Here is an 18,886-nt window from a genome sequence, read left to right on the forward strand (position 1 = left end):
ACCGTATGATAGATAAATAGAGTCCCACCTATAAAAGGTGGGATTTATTATTTTAACTTCGCAAGACGATCCTCTAACTGATCACGCCAAATCTCGGCTAGTTCTTGTACAGCAAGAACCTTCTCAATGCCATCTTTATCTTTCCTATTATGAAAATAAATTTCGTTAGAGAACAAAACAGATACATTGTTTGATGGACGCTCTAATAATGTAATTTTAGAATCTTGACGTACAGTACCTTCTTGAAGAACGCGGCATAAATAACCAGTATATCCAGTTGCTACAATACGTGGCAAAATACCAGGAATACCAAGGCGTTTTGAAATTGTGCTACAAGGTACTCTCGCTTGTGTAACTTGAATGATTGCTTCGCCTAGTTGATATGTATCTCCGATGCATACATCACGCTCTAACATATTTGTTACGGTAATGTTTTCGCCAAATGTGGAAGCCGGAAGTGTAGTTTGAAATTCCTCTTCCCATAGTGCGTAATGCTCGTGTGGGTACACGCAAACTGCGCGATCAGGTCCCCCGTGGTGTTTTAAATCCGCTACATCATCACCACGGAATCCGTCTTTTGAGAGGAAGGCCTCTTCTGTAGGATCTTTACATATACCTGTTATCATTTCTTTATCTTCGCCATATTTCATTTGTTTCGGTTTACCGGTGCTAAAGTGAACGAGTTCAATTCCCATATTTGCCCCCCTTTACAATTGATTACAATATTATATCACTAAAAAAGCACAGAGAATGATAAAAAACTCTGTGCTTTACATTAATAAACGAGAAATCCAGCGCGGTCTAGTGCCTCGCAAGCGGCATCTAATTTCTCTTTAGAATCTGCTTCAATTGTATGTAAGTGAATACCATCTGTTAGTTGCGAAAGATAGGAAGCGTTTGTGTTTTCGATTTTTTGTAAATATTGTTCTACATCGAAGCGATTACTTACCATAATCGATGCTGTTAAGTCGCCATATACAGGATGCTCAACTTTTACGTCTTTAATTGTAACGCCGTGGTCAACTAACATAGTAAGTTCTTGACGTACTTCTGCCGGTTTATGTTGGCATACGATTACGCGTTCAAAAGCTTGTTGTCTTGTTTGTGGCTTTAAATATAAATACCCTTGTGCAGTCGCAATAATTGGTTCATTTCGTGCTTTTAGTAAGGAAATATCTTGAACGATAACTTGCCTACTTACGTTTGTCTTTTTAGATAGCTCATTCCCCGATAACGGTTCATTTGCAGCAAGAAGCCACTCGAGGATGAGTTGTCGTCTTTCTTCGCCTAAAATCTTTTTTTGATCATTTTGTTTCATTATGATTTAACACCTCTATAAAATTGATTTCCAATTGTGTGTAGTGCATGAATAGTTGTATCAATTTGTTCTTTCGTTGTGTGATGTCCGAAAGAAAAGCGGACATATTGTTTTGCCTCTTCATACGTTTTTCCAATTGCAAGCATTGTTTTTGAAGGGTCTTGTTTACCGACTTGGCAAGCACTTCCAGTTGAAATGGCTATACCATGACGGTTACATTCTAACATTGTATACTGACCTTCTATTCCTTTTATTGTAACCCCAATAATATGTGGTAAACAAGAAGTAGAATGTCCTTTCACTTCAATTTCTAGAGGAAGTGTTTGTAATTGCTCTAAAAAATAAGATCGTAATTGTTTAAAACGAAAGCTCTCTTCCTTTTGATTCTTTAATATATGCTCTGCGGCTGTTAAAAAAGCAGCGATTCCAGGAACGTTCACTGTACCAGGGCGAAAGCCTTTTTCATGAGAAGTTCCCGGAAATACTTGTTCCCAGCGAACTTGCGGATTTATATAGCAAGCTCCAACTCCTTTTGGTCCGTATATTTTATGGGCTGAAACAGAAAGACTATCAATCTCCATCGCTTTAACGTCTATTGGAAGTTTACCAAACGTTTGAACACAATCTGAATGAAATAAAACATTATATTTTTTTAAAAGTGCTCCGATCTCTGCAATGTTTTGAACGGTCCCGATTTCAGAGTTTCCGTGCTGTATACTTGCTAGAGCAGTATCTTCTGTAATAGCTGCTTCTAAATCTACTAAATGAATTATCCCACTTTTATCAACAGGAATCTCAGTAATAGTATAACCTTGCGATTGTAAGGATTGAAAATAACTTCGAATCGATGCGTGTTCCATAGGTGTCGTAATAATGTGTTTTCCATTTCTAGCATTTAGAAGGGATTGAATCGCAAGGTAGTTAGATTCTGAACCGCCGCTTGTAAAGAATACACCTTGTTCCTTACCCCCAATCATTTCTGCAAATGTTTCTCTACAAACTTGTAATAAAGATGATGCACTTCCGCCGATATCGTGTAAACTTTGTTCATTTCCGAAATATGTTTTTGCCGCTGCTATATATGTTTCTAAAGCTTCTTCGCTCATAGGTGTTGTCGCTGCATAATCTAGATATATCATCATGTAATTTCCTCTCTTCAGTAAGAGTGACATTTGTTTTCGTTTTTAGAATGGTAGTGAAAATAAGAAGTGTAAAAAAACTCTTGTCATTATTTTAAAACTATGTAAATATAGGTGTCAAGACAGTTGGAAAGTGTAAAGTGGGAGGCAACAATTATGCCAAGTGCAGATGTCTTGATTATTGGAAGCGGCGTTGCGGCGCTTCGTGTTGCGAAAGAGCTTTGTCACGAAAAGAATGTGATAATTATCACAAAAAAAACAGGACGTAATAACAATACACATTTAGCTCAAGGAGGAATTGCAGCAGCTGTTGCTACATATGACGATCCGAGTGGGCATTTTGAAGATACATTAGTGGCAGGTTGCCATTATAACAACGAAGAAGCAGTTCGTTATTTAGTTGAAGAGGGACCGAAAGAAATAAGTAAGCTTATTACGAATGGAATGAAATTTGATGGGGATGAAAAAGGGATCCACCTTGGTAAAGAAGGGGCGCATCGAAAACGGCGCATTTTACATGCCGGAGGAGATGCAACTGGTAAAAATCTATTAGAGCATTTAATACAAGAAGTAGTTCCGAACGTTACTGTCGTTGAGCATGAAATGGTACTCGATTTTATTATAGAAAATAATAAATGCATAGGAGCTTTAACGCGAAATAGTGAAGGGAAGCTGAAGCGTTACTATGCTGATAATACGGTGTTAGCATCAGGAGGAATAGGTGGTTTGTACGCCTTTACATCGAATGATGAGACAATTACAGGCGATGGACTTGCGATGATATATCGAGCTGGGGGAGAACTTGTTGATTTAGAATTTGTACAATTTCATCCGACGATGTTATACGTGGACGGGCGATGTTGTGGTCTCGTTTCTGAAGCAGTCCGTGGTGAAGGAGCTGTCCTTATAAATGGAAAAGGACAGCGTTTTATGATGGATATACATCCCGGGAAAGATCTCGCACCGCGTGATGTGGTGGCAAGGGCTATTCATGAACAACTTCTTGCAGGTGAAACAGTGTACTTAAACATCGAAACCATTCAAAACTTTGAACAACGTTTTCCGACCGTCTCATCATTATGTAAAAAGAATGGTATTGATTTAAAAGAAAATTCTATTCCGGTCGTACCAGGTGCTCATTTTCATATGGGCGGCGTGAAGACGAATTGTGACGGAGAGACGTCCATTTCAAACTTATATGCGGTCGGTGAAGTGGCTTGTAATGGAGTTCATGGTGCGAATAGATTGGCGAGTAATTCATTATTAGAAGGTCTTGTGTTTGGAAGACGAATAGGAAAACACATTTTAGCTAAGCCAGCAGAGGAAAGAAAAAATGTGCCGGAAGAGAGAGGGAAAAGTTTTATAGCTCTTAATGATTTACCGTTGAAAGAAGAAATACAAGAATACATGATGAAGCATGTTGGGATTGTGCGAACTGAGAAAAATTTATCATATGCTCAGAGATGGTTTAGTAGGTACGGTGTGCGAAATATGATTTTACAATATGATGCACTTACAAATGAAGAGATAACGCTTATTAATATGTTAACAGTTTGTGAGCTTATAACAGTATCAGCTTTGCAAAGAGAAGACAGTGTTGGTGGTCATTATCGCATTGATTATCCAGAAAGAAATAGCGTGAAAAAAGAGATTATCCGAGTGAGAAGAAAACTACAACTTGTTTAATAAGGGGAAGAGGGATTTTATGAATACGTTAAAAGTTAAGGAAGCATTAAATCGATTTTTTCTAGAAGATATAGGAGAAAGAGATGTAACATCTCAGCTTATCTTTCCCGATGATGCACTTGCGAAAGGAACGTTTCTTGTAAAGGATACAGGGGTATTTGCAGGGTGCTTAGTAATTGAAGAAGGATTTAAATTAATTGATCAGAGAATTGAAGTTGAACTTCATAAAAAAGATGGGGATCTTGTAGAAAAAGGCGAAATAATTGCAACCGTGCAAGGCCCAATCGCATCATTATTAACGGCAGAGCGCGTTATATTAAACGTTATTCAGCGTATGAGCGGGATAGCGACGATGACACGTAAGGCGGTTTTTGCTTTAGATAGCAGTCATACACGCATTTGTGATACGAGAAAAACGATGCCAGGACTACGTATGTTTGATAAATATGCTGTAGTATGCGGGGGCGGATTTAACCACAGATTCGGTTTATATGATGGTGTCATGATTAAAGACAATCATATTGCTTTTGCTGGCTCGATTACAAAAGCTGTTACATCGGTGAAAGAAAGATTGGGACATATGGTGAAAGTAGAAGTCGAAACAGAGACAGAGGCGCAAGTAAGAGAAGCAGTAGAGGCCGGCGCAGATGTTATTATGTTCGATAATCGTACGCCAGAAGAGATTCGTGAGTTTTCAAAAATTGTACCAAGTGCCATCGTTACGGAGGCTTCAGGTGGTATTACAATTGAAGATTTATCAAAATACGGAAAAACAGGGGTAGATTATATTTCACTTGGAGCGTTAACACATTCAGTGAAAGCACTTGATATTAGTTTTAATATTGAGGCCTAATGAGAGTGGTTTAGAGGGGGAGAATCATAAATGGGTATTTTAGAGAAAGTTCAGCCAATCGAAGTAATGTTACCAGAGCGTTATCAAACGATGTCTACATTAGAGATGGAAGAGCGTGTCCGTGAAATTAAAGAAAAAATGGGGGCATTACTATTTATTCCAGGACATCATTATCAAAAAGATGAAGTGGTGCAATTTTCAGATGCAGCAGGGGACTCACTGCAACTCGCGCAAGTTGCAGCGAGTAATAAAGAGGCAAAATATATTGTGTTTTGTGGTGTGCACTTTATGGCAGAAACGGCAGATATGTTAACGACAAATGATCAAATTGTCATCTTACCAGATATGCGCGCCGGCTGTTCTATGGCAGATATGGCAGATATTGAACAAACAGAAAGAGCGTGGAAAGAGCTCACGAAATTATTTGGGGATACGATGATTCCATTAACGTATGTAAATTCAACAGCTGCGATCAAAGCGTTTTGTGGTCGTAATGGAGGGGCAACAGTAACCTCTTCTAATGCAAAACAAATGGTGTCTTGGGCGTTTACACAAAAAGAGCGTCTCGTCTTTTTACCAGACCAACATTTAGGAAGAAATACAGCGTATGATTTAGGTATTCCGTTAGAAAAAATGGCAGTGTGGAACCCGCATACAGATTCATTAGAGTACGATGGAGATATAGAAGAAATTCAAGTGATTTTATGGAAAGGCCATTGTTCTGTTCATCAAAACTTCACTGTGAAAAATATTGAAAATGTGCGAAAAAATCATCCGGATATGAATATTATTGTTCACCCTGAATGTTGTTATGAAGTAGTTGCTGCTTCTGATTATGCAGGATCAACGAAATATATTATTGATATGATTGAAGCAGCTCCGGCGGGAAGTAAGTGGGCGATTGGTACAGAGATGAATTTAGTGAACCGAATTATTCAGCAACATCCAGATAAAGAAATTATTTCGCTAAATCCGTTTATGTGTCCTTGCTTAACGATGAACCGAATTGACTTACCTCACCTGTTATGGGCACTTGAGAACATAGAAAGAGGAGAACAAATTAATGTTATTCGCGTAGAGAAACAAGTAACAGAAGAGGCAGTTCTTGCATTAAATCGTATGTTAGAGCGCGTTTAAAGCAGCGGGATTTCCGTTGCTTTTTTTCGTACATATAATCATAACAAGGATGAAATAGGCATACATTGTGTTGAGGAAATCATTGCGGTTTTTCTATGCTTATTCCACTTCGAATCATATTGAAAATAGAAGAAGTGATAAAAGTAAAAGAAGTTAATGTTGTTTAGAAAGTGTTACTTCAAAGTGTTTTTACTTATAGATAAGTTATACAGGAGGGGGAAAATTTGAAAATTCATATCGTGCAAAAAGGGGAGACCCTTTGGAAAATTGCAAAAAAGTACGGAGTGGATTTTGAAACGCTAAAAAAAACAAATACACAGCTTAGCAATCCAGACCTAATTATGCCAGGGATGAAAATTAAAGTGCCATCGCATAGCGTTCATGTGAAACAACAAACTGGATCGGGTTCAGCGCCCCCGAAACAATATGTAAAAGAGGTGCAGCAAAAAGAGTTTGCATCAATACCAACGCCACTTGGAATAGAAGATGAAGATGAGATCACGTATCAATCAACACCTATTACACAACAACCAGCTATGCAACAAACGCAAAAAGAAATGCAGATAAAACCGCAAAAGGAAATACAGGTGAAGCCGCAAAAGGAAGTGCAAGTGAAGCCGCAAAAAGAAGTGCAAAAAGAAATTCCGATTCAAAAAGAGAAGCCAGTTGAAAAGCCGCCTGTCATTCAAAAACCACCTGTTGTAGAGAAAGTAGAAAAACTAAAACCTACTACGAAAGAAAACACTAAATTTTCTATCAATGTGTTACCACAGCCACCGCAACCACCAATTAAAGCGAAAAAAGAATATAAAATTTCAGATGTAATAAAAAAGGGAAGCGAGTTAATTGCTCCTCAAATTAATAAAATGAAACCTAACAATGTCATTTCTCCGCAAACGAAAAAAGACAATATAGGAAACATAGTGTCACCGCAAGTGAAGAAAGAGAATGTAGGGAATATAGTGTCGCCGCAAGTGAAGAAAGAGAATGTAGGGAATATAGTGTCGCCGCAAGTGAAAAAAGAAAATGTAGGGAATATAGTGTCGCCGCAAGTGAAGAAAGAGAATGTAGGGAATATAGTGTCGCCGCAAGTGAAGAAAGAAAATGTAGGGAATATAGTGTCGCCGCAAGTGAAAAAAGAAAATGTAGGGAATATAGTGTCGCCGCAAGTGAAGAAAGAGAATGTAGGAAGCATAGTCTCGCCACAAGTGAAGAAAGAAAATATAGGAAGCATAGTCTCACCAAACGTATCAAAAGAAAGTGTTATTATCCCGCAAGTAATACCGCCTAATATTCAAGTGCCGAATATAATGCCAATAATGGATAACAATCAAATGCCAAACATGATGCCGATAATGGATAACAACCAAATGCCAAACATGATGCCGATAATGGATAACAACCAAATGCCAAACATGATGCCGATAATGGATAACAATCAAATGCCAAACATGATGCCGATAATGGATAACAATCAAATGCCAAACATGATGCCAGTAATGGATAACAATCAAATGCCGAACATGATGCCGATAATGGATAACAATCAAATGCCAAATATGATGCCGATAATGGATAACAACCAAATGCCAAATATGATGCCGATAATGGATAACAACCAAATGCCGAACATGATGCCAATAATGGATAACAACCAAATGCCAAATATGATGCCGACAATGGATAACAACCAAATGCCAAACATGATGCCGATAATGGATAACAACCAAATGCCAAACATGATGCCAATAATGGATAACAATCAAATGCCGAACATGATGCCAATAATGGATAACAATCAAATGCCGAACATGATGCCATATCAACAGCCAATGATGCCGCCATATCCGCAGTATCAGCAACAAAATCCATACAATCAAATGCCGTATCAACAAATGGCGCCGCAATATACTTCTATGCCAAATCCAAATATGATGCCAATGGATAATAATATGCCGCCACTCGTGCAAGGTGAAGAAGATTGTGGATGCGGAGGAGAAAGTAGGTTATATAGTCCACAACCGGGTGGACCACAATATGCTAATCCTTTATATTATCAACCAACTCAGCCAGCATATGCACCACAGCCAGGAACGATGTATTATCAGCCGGACCCACCAAACGTATTTGGAGAACCAGTTTTAGAAGAAGAGGACGAAGAGGAAGTTTAAAAAAAGGTGGGGTTATTCCCGCCTTTTTTGTATTCGTGATAGTCAGGAATATGATGAATTTACATTAAGTGTTAGAAAATTCCTAGTGAAATATTAACAGTGTAAAAACTCTCTCGGTTACTCATCATAAGGGGGAGCTTTTCGAAAGAGAAGTTCATTCTAACAGAGGGGGTTTTTGTATTGAATACGAAAGTAAAAGTTATTGCTGCTTCTTTGTTAGTTACCAGTGCATTAGCTGCATGTGGTACACCAAAAGATAATAATGCGATGGATGGACGTAACTATAATTACGAGCGTACATCTTATAATGATACACACCAGTATCGTGATAATGTAGCGCGTAACGATCGTTCTACAGATTATGTAACATATAGAAACGGTCGTAACGATACAGGATATAATAATTATTACCGTGATGTAAATTACAACGGGCAAATTGCTAATCCACACCCAACTCGTAATATTACAATGAACAATTCATATATTAACAATGATGGTAAAACTGCGGAGAAAATTACGAATCGTGTAAAACGTATGAATAACGTAGACCGAGTTTCTACAGTTGTATATGGAAACGATGTAGCGATTGCGGTAAAACCACGTAATACAGCGACGAATGAAACAGCGATGGCGAACGAAATTCGTCAAGCTGTTGTGAATGAAGTTGGAAATAGAAACGTATATGTTTCTGTAAGAAATGACATGTTTACTCGTGTCGATGCAATGAGTACGCGTTTACGTAACGGCACAGCTACAAACGATTTTAATCGTGACATAACAAATATGTTCCGAGACATTCGTTACGGTCTGACTGGTACTATGCGATAACAAATTAAAGAGGAAGGGCTAGCCCTTCCTCTTTATTCATCGTCGTCTTGTAAACGTCGTTTTTTTATAAAATAACTAATGGAGTAAGACGCTAAAAAGCATATGAAGAGAATACCACCTGTTAAAATAGCTTCAAATAGAGGTCTTTCTGGACTGAAAGTGATATAAATAATAGCCATGATAATTCCTACAATAAGAGAGCGTAAAATAATTTTGTAATAAGGAGTTAACTTTATTTCCTTTTCGCTTTCTTCTACATCGATAGAAACGCTTAACTGTAAATAACTAAGTACAATACTTGTAAGAATAAATAATAACCACAATGGAGATTTCGTAATTTGATCCATTCCTTCTGTGAATCCGATATAGCCTAAAATTCCGATTATACCAATTGATTGAAAAAGAAAGGCAATACGTATGTTTTTTAACGTTTGAAGTATGAGGCGTTCATCTTTAATTTTTTTCAAGGCATTCATCCCCTGTTTATATTTATAATATTAATTGTAACATATATATTACATTAATCAATTTATAGTTTACGTAAATTTCAATTGGTTGAAAGAGGAAGAAAAAAATATTTAGAAATATATTGCGCTTCTACCTTGTTAATGTTATATTAGCAAAGCGATGAGCTAATTTACGTAAGTCGAGAGATATGCTTAAGTGCTAAACACGCGAATGTGGTCGCCTGGTCTTTCGCCGTAAACGCATCAGACGCCTGCTTTGCAGGCGTCTTTCATTTTATATAAAAGTAAATGATACATGCAGATGAGGATTAACCCTTATCTGCATTTTTTATTTTCCTTAGAAATTTAATGCTATTGTTTATATGGATAAAACCCCCATTTCCGGAAAAGCTACAAATGAAAGTATGATTTTGCCTAGAAGAGGTGAACGGAAATGAAATGGATGCTAATTGCAGTGCAAGCTTTCGTTGTGATGTTTTGCTTAGCTTATGGATCCGATGTGAGGGCAGAAATAACAGAAAAAGTACCTGAAGTTACAATTTTATTAGAGCGTATGTATGTTGATGGAGAAGTAAGCGAGGAAATACTGACAGAAAAAGTAGCGGATTTAGAAAAGTTTTTGCAGCAATATAAAGAATGGCAACTTGTTGATCGTGATGATGTGCAAATCGTATTACAAAGGAAAGTTGATGATATTTCTCCTTTACTGAAAACGAGCGGTTATTTTGGTGTTTCAGAGGAAGGGATATTGCAAATTTTTAAAGGGGTACCGAAAAGTGATAACGCGATCCATTCCTTCTTTCAAATTGATATGAAAAAGCTTGAAAGTTATGAGCGTGCGGAATTGAAACGTGGTATTCGCATAAAATCAAAAGAAGGTTTTGTAAAGACAATCGAAAAAATGAAGCAATACGCAGTGCAAAATAAGAAAAAAAGCAGCTCAGGGTGAGCTGCTTTTTTTCTTATTTATTCTTAGCTAAAATCTCTTTTGCGATTTCATCAATTAGCATATCTTTTCCGATTGGATTGAATGCTTTCGTATTGAAGATTTCATTCGATACTTCATATACGTGATTGTTTTTTACTGCTTTATTATCTTTCCAAACCGCACTGTTTTTATAGTCTTCGTACACTTTATCAGCTTCTCCGCCGAAGTTTACAATAAACATTTGATCAGGCTGGAATGCAACAAGGCCTTCAAGTGATACTTGTGCCATCGTTTGTTTTAAATCTGTGCCTTTTGTTGCTGGAAGTTTTAAGTCGTTAAAGATGATGTCACCATATCCGAAGCTACCGTATACACGGAAGTTTTGTGGTGTTACTGCAACGAACATAAAGTTCTCATCTTTTGTTTTCTCTTTAATTTTTTTAGATAAAGAGTCTGCTTTTTTATCGTAATCTGCAATCCATTTGTCGGCTTTCTTTTCTTCGCCAAATAGTTTACCTACTTCTTTAAACTTACCGCGCCAGTCTTCTAGATTTGTTTCTAGAACAACTGTCGGTGCCACTTTTTCTAGTTGATCATAAATTTTCAATTGACGATTGTTTAAAATAATTAAGTCTGGTTTTAAAGCTGTAACAGCCTCTAGGTCAACTTTAGGTGCCCAGTACCAGCCGACTGCCTTTACCCCGTCTAGCTTGTCCGTTAAGTGATTTTGGATTTTATCTTTATATGTGTTTGCTGTGCCAACAGGTTTATGTCCAAGGATTAATAATTCCTCTGTTGATCCAGATAAATCAACAATTCTCTTTGGATTAGCTGGAATTATTGCTTCCCCTTTAGCATGTTTTACAACTTTTGTTTTCGGTTGTTCTTTTGCTTTTGCTTCTTCTTTTTGAGAAGAACAGCCAACGATAGAAAGAACAATTAGCATAATAGTAAATAAAATAAATAGCTTTTGTTTCATCCTGATGTAACCCCTTTAATTAATATTGATAATCATTATCGACTTCTGTATATTAATGTTCTTTTTGTATTTATGTCAATAGAAAAAAACGGAAATTGTAAACGGGGAACATTTGTTGGGGCAGTCTCGCTTTTCTATTGTTAAATATGTTAAAATGGAATACATGATTTGAGAGGGAGAGATCGTATTTTGTTTGAATATGTTACAGGTTACGTGGAGTATGTAGGACCGGAATATGTCGTAATTGACCATAATGGAATTGGTTATCAAATTTTCACACCAAATCCGTATGTATTTCAAAGAAGTAAGCAAGAAATCCGTGTCTATACATATCATTATGTGAGAGAAGATATTATGGCACTTTACGGGTTTAAAACACGTGAAGAGCGTTTATTATTTACAAAATTGTTAGGTGTATCGGGGATTGGACCAAAAGGTGCTCTTGCAATTTTAGCTTCTGGTCAAACCGGACAGGTCGTTCAAGCGATTGAACATGAAGATGAGAAGTTCTTAGTGAAGTTCCCAGGCGTCGGAAAGAAAACAGCGCGCCAAATGATTTTAGATTTAAAAGGAAAACTAGCAGATGTTGTACCAGATGCGTTTGTTGATTTGTTCTCAGATACTGAAAGTTTTGATACGAAGAAAGGTTCATCAGTTGAACTTGATGAAGCACTGGAAGCACTGCGTGCACTTGGCTATGCAGAACGAGAAGTCTCTCGCGTTGTACCAGAGTTATTAAAAGAATCACTAACGACGGATCAATATATTAAAAAGGCACTTAGTCTTTTACTAAATGGTAAGAGGTGAGTATAATGGACGAACGTCTCCTTTCAGGGGAATCTGGATACGAAGATGCGGATTTAGAGTATTCATTACGGCCACAGACGCTCCGTCAGTATATTGGCCAAGATAAAGCGAAACATAATTTAGAAGTGTTTATTGAAGCGGCGAAAATGCGTGAAGAAACGTTAGATCACGTACTTTTATATGGCCCACCTGGACTTGGTAAAACGACGCTTGCGAATATTATTGCCAATGAAATGGGTGTTAACATTCGAACGACGTCAGGTCCTGCAATTGAAAGACCAGGAGATTTAGCGGCTGTATTAACAGCACTTCAGCCTGGGGATGTATTATTTATTGATGAAATTCATCGTTTGCATAGATCTATTGAAGAAGTGTTATACCCAGCGATGGAAGACTTTTGCCTTGATATCGTTATTGGGAAAGGACCGTCAGCTCGCTCTGTACGTCTAGATTTACCTCCATTTACGCTAGTTGGGGCAACGACGCGTGCAGGTGCATTATCAGCACCACTTCGTGACCGTTTCGGTGTACTTTCACGATTAGAGTACTATACAGTAGATCAGCTTTCTGCGATTGTAGAACGTACAGCAGAAGTGTTTGAAGTTGAAATAGATTCGTTAGCAGCATTAGAAATTGCAAGACGTGCCCGTGGTACACCTCGTATTGCGAATCGTCTATTACGACGTGTACGTGACTTCGCACAAGTTCGCAGTGACGGAACGATTGCGATGGAAATTACACAAATGGCGTTAGAACTATTACAAGTAGATAAATTAGGACTTGATCATATCGACCATAAATTACTGCTTGGTATTATTGAAAAGTTCCGCGGTGGTCCAGTTGGATTAGAAACTGTTTCAGCAACGATTGGAGAAGAATCGCATACGATTGAAGATGTGTATGAACCGTATTTATTACAAATTGGCTTTTTACAAAGAACGCCAAGAGGTCGGATCGTAACACCGCTTGCATATGAGCATTTCGGAATGGAGATGCCAAAAGTATGACGGAGATGCCAAAGCTGCTTATTACAGCTGGTATTTTGCTCATTGTTGTTGGATTAGCTTGGAAGTTCATAGGAAGGCTTCCAGGCGATATTTTTGTGAAAAAAGGTAACGTTACCTTTTATTTTCCTATCATTACATGTATTGTGTTAAGTATTGCATTATCTTTCATTATGTATATAATAAATCGATTCAAATAAGAAATAGGTGGATACAGTTATGGATATTAATCTGTTTGATTTTCATTTACCAGAAGAACTCATTGCACAAATTCCGCTTGAAGAGCGTGAAACATCAAGATTGATGGTGTTAGACCGTGAAACAGGAGATATTGAGCATAAACATTTTACGGACATTCTTTCTTACTTACAAGAGGGGGATTGCTTAGTTTTAAATGAAACGAAAGTGATGCCAGCTCGCTTGCACGGTGTGAAAGAAGATACAGGTGCACACATTGAAGTGCTTCTTTTGAAACAAGAGGAAGGCGATAAGTGGGAAACGCTTATAAAGCCAGCGAAGCGTGTAAAAGAAGGAACTGTCATCTCTTTTGGTGAAGGAAAGTTAAAAGCAACTTGCATTGGAACAGCAGATCAAGGTGGGCGTCAACTTGAGTTTTCATATGACGGCATCTTTTATGAAATTTTAGACGAGCTTGGAGAAATGCCACTTCCTCCATATATTAAAGAGACGCTAGAAGATCGCGATCGTTATCAAACGGTATATGCGAAGGAAATCGGTTCAGCAGCAGCACCGACGGCTGGCCTTCACTTTACAGAAGAGTTACTTGAGAAATTGAAGCAAAAAGGCGTCGGGTTAGCATTCATTACACTCCATGTAGGACTTGGAACATTTAGACCAGTTTCTGCAGATACTATTGAAGAGCATCATATGCACGCAGAGTATTACCATATGTCTGAAGAGACTGCGGCTTTATTAAACCGCGTGAAAGAGGATGGCGGCCGTATTATTACTGTAGGTACGACATCAACACGTACGTTAGAAACGATTGCGACAGATCATAGTGGTAAGCTTTGCGCAGCTTCTGGCTGGACAGATATTTTTATGTACCCAGGATATGAATTTAAAGCAATTGATGGTTTAATTACAAACTTCCATTTGCCGAAATCAACATTAATTATGCTTGTAAGTGCATTTTCAAATAGAGATAATGTACTTCATGCTTATAATGAAGCAGTAAAAGAAAAATATCGTTTCTTTAGTTTCGGTGATGCGATGTTCGTTGCATCTCACGCTAAAATGAGAAACAAATAAAAGGAGTAAATTATGACAGCAATTCGTTATGAATTTATTAAAACTTGTAAACAAACGGGTGCGCGTTTAGGTCGAGTGCACACGCCACACGGCTCATTTGATACACCGACATTTATGCCAGTTGGTACACTTGCAACAGTTAAAACAATGTCACCAGAAGAATTAAAAGCAATGGATTCTGGCATTATTTTAAGCAATACGTATCATTTATGGCTACGTCCAGGCCACGAAATTATTCGTGAAGCAGGTGGCTTGCATAAGTTTATGAACTGGGATCGTGCAATCTTAACGGATTCAGGTGGATTCCAAGTATTTAGCTTAAGTGATTTCCGACGCATTGAAGAGGAAGGTGTTCATTTCCGCAATCACTTAAATGGCGATAAATTATTCTTATCTCCAGAAAAAGCGATGGAAATCCAAAATGCATTAGGTTCAGATATCATGATGGCATTTGATGAGTGTCCACCGTTCCCTGCTACTTTTGAATACATGAAAAAGTCTGTAGAGCGTACAAGCCGCTGGGCAGAGCGTTGCCTAAAGGCGCATGAACGTCCACAAGATCAAGGTTTATTCGGTATTGTACAGGGCGGGGAGTTTGAAGAGCTTCGTCGTCAAAGTGCGAAAGATCTTGTTTCAATGGACTTCCCTGGCTATGCTATAGGCGGTCTATCTGTTGGTGAACCGAAGGATATTATGAATCGTGTTCTTGAGTTTACAACACCACTTCTTCCTGATGATAAACCACGTTACTTAATGGGTGTAGGTTCTCCTGACTCGTTAATTGATGGTGCGATTCGCGGTGTTGATATGTTTGACTGTGTACTTCCAACTCGTATCGCTCGAAATGGTACATGTATGACAAGTGAAGGCCGCTTAGTTGTGAAGAATGCGAAATTCGCTAGAGACTTCGGGCCGCTTGATCCGAACTGTGATTGCTACACATGTAAAAACTATTCTCGTGCGTACATTCGTCACTTAATGAAATGTGATGAAACGTTCGGAATTCGTTTAACGTCTTATCACAACCTTCATTTTCTGTTAAACTTAATGGAGCAGGTGAGACAAGCTATTCGTGAAGACCGTCTTGGCGATTTCCGCGAAGAGTTCTTTGAACAGTATGGCTTTAATAAACCGAATGCTAAAAACTTCTAATACATAATTTAAAAGGAGGAACACAAGATGAATGCAGGTATGATGAATATCGTTATGATTGTTGCGATGTTTGCGATTTTCTATTTCTTATTAATTCGCCCGCAACAAAAGCGTCAAAAAGCAGTTGCACAAATGCAAAATGAAATCAAAAAAGGTGATGCTATCGTAACAATCGGTGGTTTACACGCTACAATCGAATCAGTGGATGAAACAAAAATTGTTGTTAAATCTGGTGGTGCACACTTAACTTTCGATCGCAATGCGATTCGTGAAGTTGTGAAAAACTAATGATGAAGGCCCTGCATGAAATGTGCAGGGCCTTTTTTTAACTATTTTGTTTTGACATATTTACACCGAAAATACCTCCGAGTGTACTCGCACCCATTAATGCTAATTGGTAGAGTAACTGTGAGTTCGATAAAGTTTGAGAGAAGCCTAAATAGTTAACGAGAAAGACGAGAATAGCGAATGTAAGGCCTGTTGTGAAACCTACTAGCCATCCTTTTCCTTGTGCCTTTTTACCAGCAATAAATCCAGACATAAGCATAGATAGAAGGGCTATTATAAAAATAATAATTACTAATGTCCCTTCATTAATATCCGTAAATTTTAATAAAAGAGCCATGACCATACTTGTAATAGATGCGAGGATTAATAGGGTAATAATACCGAAGCCGATTGCGCTCGATAATTTTTTCGTTCCATCCATTATGCATTCCCCCTTTTTAATACAAGCATATTTTCATTTTGTTTAAGTTAGACTAGTTTCTTTTTTGTAGGGGAGCCTATAAGTAAAAAAAGGGGATGTAGAAATGGAATGGGTATCAATAATCGGACGAACAATGCTTTTGTATATAATCATTTTAATTATTTTTCGTTTTATGGGTAAACGTGAAATTGGAGAATTAAGTGTATTAGATTTAGTTGTATTCATTATGCTCGGTGAAATGGCTGTAGTGGCAATTGAAAATACAGATAAATCACTTTGGCATCAATTAGTTCCAATGACTTTTCTTATGTGTATACAAATCATTTTGTCGGTCATTTCTTTAAAGTTTCAGCGTTTTCGGCATTTAATAGAAGGGGAGCCTGCGATTCTTGTGAATGCAGGTAAAATTGATGAAAAAAAGATGCGGAAGCAGCGATATAACATAGATGATTTATTGATGCAACTACGTGAGCAAGGAATCGGAGATGTGCGTGATGTAGAATACGCTATTTTAGAACCATCTGGAAAGTTATCTGTCTTTCAAAAACAAAAAAGTAAAAAGAGCAAAAATGATACACCAATTTTTACACTCCCACTAATTATTGATGGAGAAATTCAATACAATCATTTGCAAATGATTGAACATACAGATGGGTGGCTCGTTGAGAAACTGAATAACTTAGGTTATAAAGATGTGAAACAGATTTTATATTGTAGTTTTCAAAATGGACAGTTTTTCGTTGATTTGAAAGAAAATTAGAGGCTTACCATTTTGAATGGCAAGCCTGCTTACTTCAAAAATGAAAGTTTCCGAATGATAGGGAGACGACTTAATTCTTCTTTTCGAATGAGTTTGAAAACGAAGAGGAGAACGATATAAACGATTGTTGTTAAAGTGATTTCCCATAATGTTTGTATGCCAAGTGAATGAGAAAAAACGATATACTTATGAAGATAAAAACCGAAGGTACCAGCAATCCCGATAGCAATTCCGCCGAAAATATAGTCTTTTGCATAAATGGTAAATGCAATTTTCTTTAAAACAGTGGCGTAGTGAAGGAATGTTACGGTTACTATATTTGCTGCGATGGCGAGGGCAACCCCCATCATTTGGAACTCTGGGCGTGAAGCGAGTACAAAGATAACGATTAATTTTACGATAGCGCCAATGAATGTGTTCATCATAGCAGCGCGTGCTAAGTTTAAAGCTTGCAACACAGATGTAAGGGGGCTTTGAAAATAATGAAATAAAAAGCAAGGTGCAAGAAGCTGGATGAACGCGGCCGCGTTGTCTGATCCGTACATGAGAGTTAAAACTGGAGAAGCAAATACATATAATATAACGACCGACCATCCGCCGGTTATTAAGGAAATTCGAAGTGCTTGTTGTAATCGGTGTTCTACTAATTTGTGTTGTCTCTTTGCCATTGCCTCGCTAATTGATGGGACGAGTGCTGTAGAAAGAGCATATGTAATAAAGGCTGGCAGTGATAGAAGTGGGAACGCATATCCGTTTAATATACCGTATTGCTGAGTTGCGACAGAAGCAGCAACGCCGGCGATCGCTAAGCTTTGCATAACGACGATAGGTTCAAAGAAATAAGAAACGGAACCAATTAAACGGCTTCCTGTAGTTGGTAAAGCAATGTCCATAAGGGAATAAAATGTATTTTTACTCTCCTTTACAGTAGTGAAAAATCCAGAGCGTATAGATAAATGTTTTTCGCGTTGGAATAAAGTAAGTAAAAATAATAAAGATGCAACTTCACCTAGAACAGCTGATAGCATAGCACCGGCTGCAGCGTATTCTACGCCGTAAGGTAAAAATAAACGAATGCATACAGCGATAATTGTAATGCGGACAACTTGTTCTATGACTTGAGCGTAAGCGCTCGGCTTCATGTTTTGTTTCCCTTGGAAATAACCACGTAAAACAGAAGAAACTGCAATAACGGGGACGACAGGTAAAATAGCCATTAATGGATAGTAAGTTCTTTCATCTGTTAATAATGTTTTTGCTAAAATAGGTGTGAGTAGCATAATCCCAATTGTTAAAATGATACTAATAACGGATGTAACGGCTAGCGAGACAGTTAATATTTTTTTAACTCTTTGCTTATCGTTCACTGCTTCCGCTTCTGCTACAAATTTTGCGATTGCAACAGGAAGGCCAATTTGTGTTAATGTAATTGCTAAAATGAAGGTGGGGACAGCCATCATATAAAGGCCAACGCCTTCTTCTCCTAAAATACGTGCCATTACAATGCGGTTAATAAATCCAAGGATTTTTGTAATAAAGCCAGCTATCATTAAAATAAATGCACCTTTTAAAAAGCTTTGTCTCGTCATACTCTTCTCCTACCTTCTCAAAATCAATGGAATGATTTACAATAATTTATATGCACGTATGAGACAAGAATGACAAGCATTTAAGAG

The 18,886-nt window shown here is 37.8% G+C and carries 19 protein-coding genes and 1 pseudogene; 13 read left to right on the forward strand and 7 right to left on the reverse strand.

The features are described 5' to 3' along the window. Window positions 1-47: 47 nt before the first annotated feature. From MR155_RS00555 to MR155_RS00565, 3 genes are all read right to left on the reverse strand, one after another. Complete coding sequence (locus MR155_RS00555; RefSeq protein WP_219303587.1) at window positions 48-695, reverse strand: MOSC domain-containing protein; 648 nt, start codon at window positions 693-695, stop codon at window positions 48-50. Window positions 696-775: 80 nt separating this feature from the next. Then, entirely contained in the window at window positions 776-1,318 is a 543-nt protein-coding gene (locus tag MR155_RS00560; protein WP_002034157.1) for a transcription repressor NadR, read from the reverse strand. After that, the gene (locus MR155_RS00565) at window positions 1,318-2,460 is read right to left on the reverse strand and encodes an IscS subfamily cysteine desulfurase (protein WP_002034158.1); all 1,143 of its coding nucleotides are present in this window, start codon (window positions 2,458-2,460) and stop codon (window positions 1,318-1,320) included. Before MR155_RS00565 ends, MR155_RS00560 begins: the two co-directional genes overlap by 1 nt. 153 nt (window positions 2,461-2,613) lie before the next feature. On the opposite strand from MR155_RS00565, the gene nadB reads away from it, so the two are divergent. The 5 genes and pseudogenes from nadB (at window position 2,614) to MR155_RS00590 (ending at window position 9,132) form a co-directional block, all read left to right on the forward strand. Then, a complete protein-coding gene (gene nadB, locus MR155_RS00570) occupies window positions 2,614-4,143 on the forward strand; it encodes an L-aspartate oxidase (RefSeq protein ID WP_242307582.1) in 1,530 nt (509 codons plus the stop codon). A gap of 19 nt (window positions 4,144-4,162) precedes the next feature. Beyond that, window positions 4,163-4,996, forward strand: a complete 834-nt coding sequence (gene nadC / locus MR155_RS00575; RefSeq protein WP_242307584.1) for a carboxylating nicotinate-nucleotide diphosphorylase — start codon at window positions 4,163-4,165, stop codon at window positions 4,994-4,996. A 30-nt stretch (window positions 4,997-5,026) separates the two neighbouring features. Further along, window positions 5,027-6,133 carry a quinolinate synthase NadA gene (nadA, locus tag MR155_RS00580; RefSeq protein WP_242307585.1) on the forward strand — a complete coding sequence of 369 codons (1,107 nt, stop codon included), beginning with the start codon at window positions 5,027-5,029 and terminating at the stop codon, window positions 6,131-6,133. A 224-nt stretch (window positions 6,134-6,357) separates the two neighbouring features. Further along, a pseudogene (safA, locus tag MR155_RS32205) lies at window positions 6,358-6,514 on the forward strand (SafA/ExsA family spore coat assembly protein); the annotation flags it as partial. Window positions 6,515-8,484: 1,970 nt separating this feature from the next. Then, window positions 8,485-9,132 (forward strand): YhcN/YlaJ family sporulation lipoprotein, encoded by a 648-nt coding sequence (locus tag MR155_RS00590; protein WP_002034140.1) that lies wholly within the window; start codon window positions 8,485-8,487, stop codon window positions 9,130-9,132. A 32-nt stretch (window positions 9,133-9,164) separates the two neighbouring features. Here the strand turns inward: MR155_RS00590 and MR155_RS00595 are convergent, their stop codons facing one another. Then, window positions 9,165-9,599 carry a branched-chain amino acid ABC transporter substrate-binding protein gene (locus MR155_RS00595; RefSeq protein WP_242307593.1) on the reverse strand — a complete coding sequence of 145 codons (435 nt, stop codon included), beginning with the start codon at window positions 9,597-9,599 and terminating at the stop codon, window positions 9,165-9,167. Window positions 9,600-10,032: 433 nt separating this feature from the next. Here MR155_RS00595 and MR155_RS00600 point away from each other — a divergent pair, with 433 nt between their 5' ends. Then, on the forward strand, window positions 10,033-10,548 hold the full coding sequence (locus MR155_RS00600) for a BofC C-terminal domain-containing protein (protein WP_113935639.1): 516 nt from the start codon (window positions 10,033-10,035) through the stop codon (window positions 10,546-10,548). 13 nt (window positions 10,549-10,561) lie between these two features. Here MR155_RS00600 and MR155_RS00605 read toward each other — a convergent pair whose 3' ends face one another. Next, window positions 10,562-11,506: an iron-hydroxamate ABC transporter substrate-binding protein gene (locus tag MR155_RS00605; RefSeq protein ID WP_242307596.1), complete on the reverse strand. Its 945-nt coding sequence runs from the start codon at window positions 11,504-11,506 to the stop codon at window positions 10,562-10,564. A gap of 189 nt (window positions 11,507-11,695) precedes the next feature. Here MR155_RS00605 and ruvA point away from each other — a divergent pair, with 189 nt between their 5' ends. Genes ruvA through yajC form a run of 6 tightly spaced genes read left to right on the forward strand, consistent with a single transcriptional unit; the run spans window position 11,696 to window position 16,029 of the window. After that, on the forward strand, window positions 11,696-12,313 hold the full coding sequence (ruvA, locus tag MR155_RS00610) for a Holliday junction DNA helicase RuvA (protein WP_002088786.1): 618 nt from the start codon (window positions 11,696-11,698) through the stop codon (window positions 12,311-12,313). 5 nt (window positions 12,314-12,318) lie between these two features. Beyond that, window positions 12,319-13,320 carry a Holliday junction branch migration DNA helicase RuvB gene (ruvB, locus tag MR155_RS00615; protein ID WP_000344470.1) on the forward strand — a complete coding sequence of 334 codons (1,002 nt, stop codon included), beginning with the start codon at window positions 12,319-12,321 and terminating at the stop codon, window positions 13,318-13,320. Next, the gene (locus tag MR155_RS00620) at window positions 13,317-13,517 is read left to right on the forward strand and encodes a DUF2905 domain-containing protein (protein WP_000138161.1); all 201 of its coding nucleotides are present in this window, start codon (window positions 13,317-13,319) and stop codon (window positions 13,515-13,517) included. Before ruvB ends, MR155_RS00620 begins: the two co-directional genes overlap by 4 nt. A gap of 19 nt (window positions 13,518-13,536) precedes the next feature. Next, entirely contained in the window at window positions 13,537-14,589 is a 1,053-nt protein-coding gene (gene queA / locus MR155_RS00625; protein ID WP_113935637.1) for a tRNA preQ1(34) S-adenosylmethionine ribosyltransferase-isomerase QueA, read from the forward strand. 12 nt (window positions 14,590-14,601) lie between these two features. Further along, on the forward strand, window positions 14,602-15,741 hold the full coding sequence (tgt, locus tag MR155_RS00630) for a tRNA guanosine(34) transglycosylase Tgt (RefSeq protein WP_002015319.1): 1,140 nt from the start codon (window positions 14,602-14,604) through the stop codon (window positions 15,739-15,741). A 27-nt stretch (window positions 15,742-15,768) separates the two neighbouring features. After that, entirely contained in the window at window positions 15,769-16,029 is a 261-nt protein-coding gene (yajC, locus tag MR155_RS00635; RefSeq protein ID WP_002015317.1) for a preprotein translocase subunit YajC, read from the forward strand. A 37-nt stretch (window positions 16,030-16,066) separates the two neighbouring features. Here yajC and MR155_RS00640 read toward each other — a convergent pair whose 3' ends face one another. Further along, window positions 16,067-16,450, reverse strand: a complete 384-nt coding sequence (locus tag MR155_RS00640) for a TIGR04086 family membrane protein (protein ID WP_242307599.1) — start codon at window positions 16,448-16,450, stop codon at window positions 16,067-16,069. Between the two features lie 103 nt (window positions 16,451-16,553). Here MR155_RS00640 and MR155_RS00645 point away from each other — a divergent pair, with 103 nt between their 5' ends. Then, a complete protein-coding gene (locus MR155_RS00645; protein ID WP_242307601.1) occupies window positions 16,554-17,210 on the forward strand; it encodes a DUF421 domain-containing protein in 657 nt (218 codons plus the stop codon). Between the two features lie 29 nt (window positions 17,211-17,239). Here the strand turns inward: MR155_RS00645 and spoVB are convergent, their stop codons facing one another. Beyond that, window positions 17,240-18,799 (reverse strand): stage V sporulation protein B, encoded by a 1,560-nt coding sequence (gene spoVB, locus MR155_RS00650; protein WP_002034136.1) that lies wholly within the window; start codon window positions 18,797-18,799, stop codon window positions 17,240-17,242. Between the last annotated feature and the right edge of the window lie 87 nt (window positions 18,800-18,886).

The organism is Bacillus cereus group sp. BfR-BA-01331 (genome assembly GCF_022663915.1).
Taxonomy (GTDB): Bacteria; Bacillota; Bacilli; order Bacillales; family Bacillaceae_G; genus Bacillus_A; species Bacillus_A mycoides.

Excerpts from the sequence above, each read along its gene's own strand:
- MR155_RS00605 (WP_242307596.1), bottom strand. The coding sequence starts at position 11,506 with ATGAAACAAAAGCTATTTATTTTATTTACTATTATGCTAATTGTTCTT.
- MR155_RS00555 (WP_219303587.1), bottom strand. The coding sequence starts at position 695 with ATGGGAATTGAACTCGTTCACTTTAGCACCGGTAAACCGAAACAAATG.
- yajC (WP_002015317.1), top strand. The coding sequence starts at position 15,769 with ATGAATGCAGGTATGATGAATATCGTTATGATTGTTGCGATGTTTGCG.
- ruvB (WP_000344470.1), top strand. The coding sequence starts at position 12,319 with ATGGACGAACGTCTCCTTTCAGGGGAATCTGGATACGAAGATGCGGAT.
- spoVB (WP_002034136.1), bottom strand. The coding sequence starts at position 18,799 with ATGACGAGACAAAGCTTTTTAAAAGGTGCATTTATTTTAATGATAGCT.
- MR155_RS00645 (WP_242307601.1), top strand. The coding sequence starts at position 16,554 with ATGGAATGGGTATCAATAATCGGACGAACAATGCTTTTGTATATAATC.
- nadB (WP_242307582.1), top strand. The coding sequence starts at position 2,614 with ATGCCAAGTGCAGATGTCTTGATTATTGGAAGCGGCGTTGCGGCGCTT.
- MR155_RS00620 (WP_000138161.1), top strand. The coding sequence starts at position 13,317 with ATGACGGAGATGCCAAAGCTGCTTATTACAGCTGGTATTTTGCTCATT.
- tgt (WP_002015319.1), top strand. The coding sequence starts at position 14,602 with ATGACAGCAATTCGTTATGAATTTATTAAAACTTGTAAACAAACGGGT.
- MR155_RS00600 (WP_113935639.1), top strand. The coding sequence starts at position 10,033 with ATGAAATGGATGCTAATTGCAGTGCAAGCTTTCGTTGTGATGTTTTGC.
- MR155_RS00640 (WP_242307599.1), bottom strand. The coding sequence starts at position 16,450 with ATGGATGGAACGAAAAAATTATCGAGCGCAATCGGCTTCGGTATTATT.
- nadC (WP_242307584.1), top strand. The coding sequence starts at position 4,163 with ATGAATACGTTAAAAGTTAAGGAAGCATTAAATCGATTTTTTCTAGAA.
- MR155_RS00560 (WP_002034157.1), bottom strand. The coding sequence starts at position 1,318 with ATGAAACAAAATGATCAAAAAAAGATTTTAGGCGAAGAAAGACGACAA.
- queA (WP_113935637.1), top strand. The coding sequence starts at position 13,537 with ATGGATATTAATCTGTTTGATTTTCATTTACCAGAAGAACTCATTGCA.
- MR155_RS00565 (WP_002034158.1), bottom strand. The coding sequence starts at position 2,460 with ATGATGATATATCTAGATTATGCAGCGACAACACCTATGAGCGAAGAA.
- nadA (WP_242307585.1), top strand. The coding sequence starts at position 5,027 with ATGGGTATTTTAGAGAAAGTTCAGCCAATCGAAGTAATGTTACCAGAG.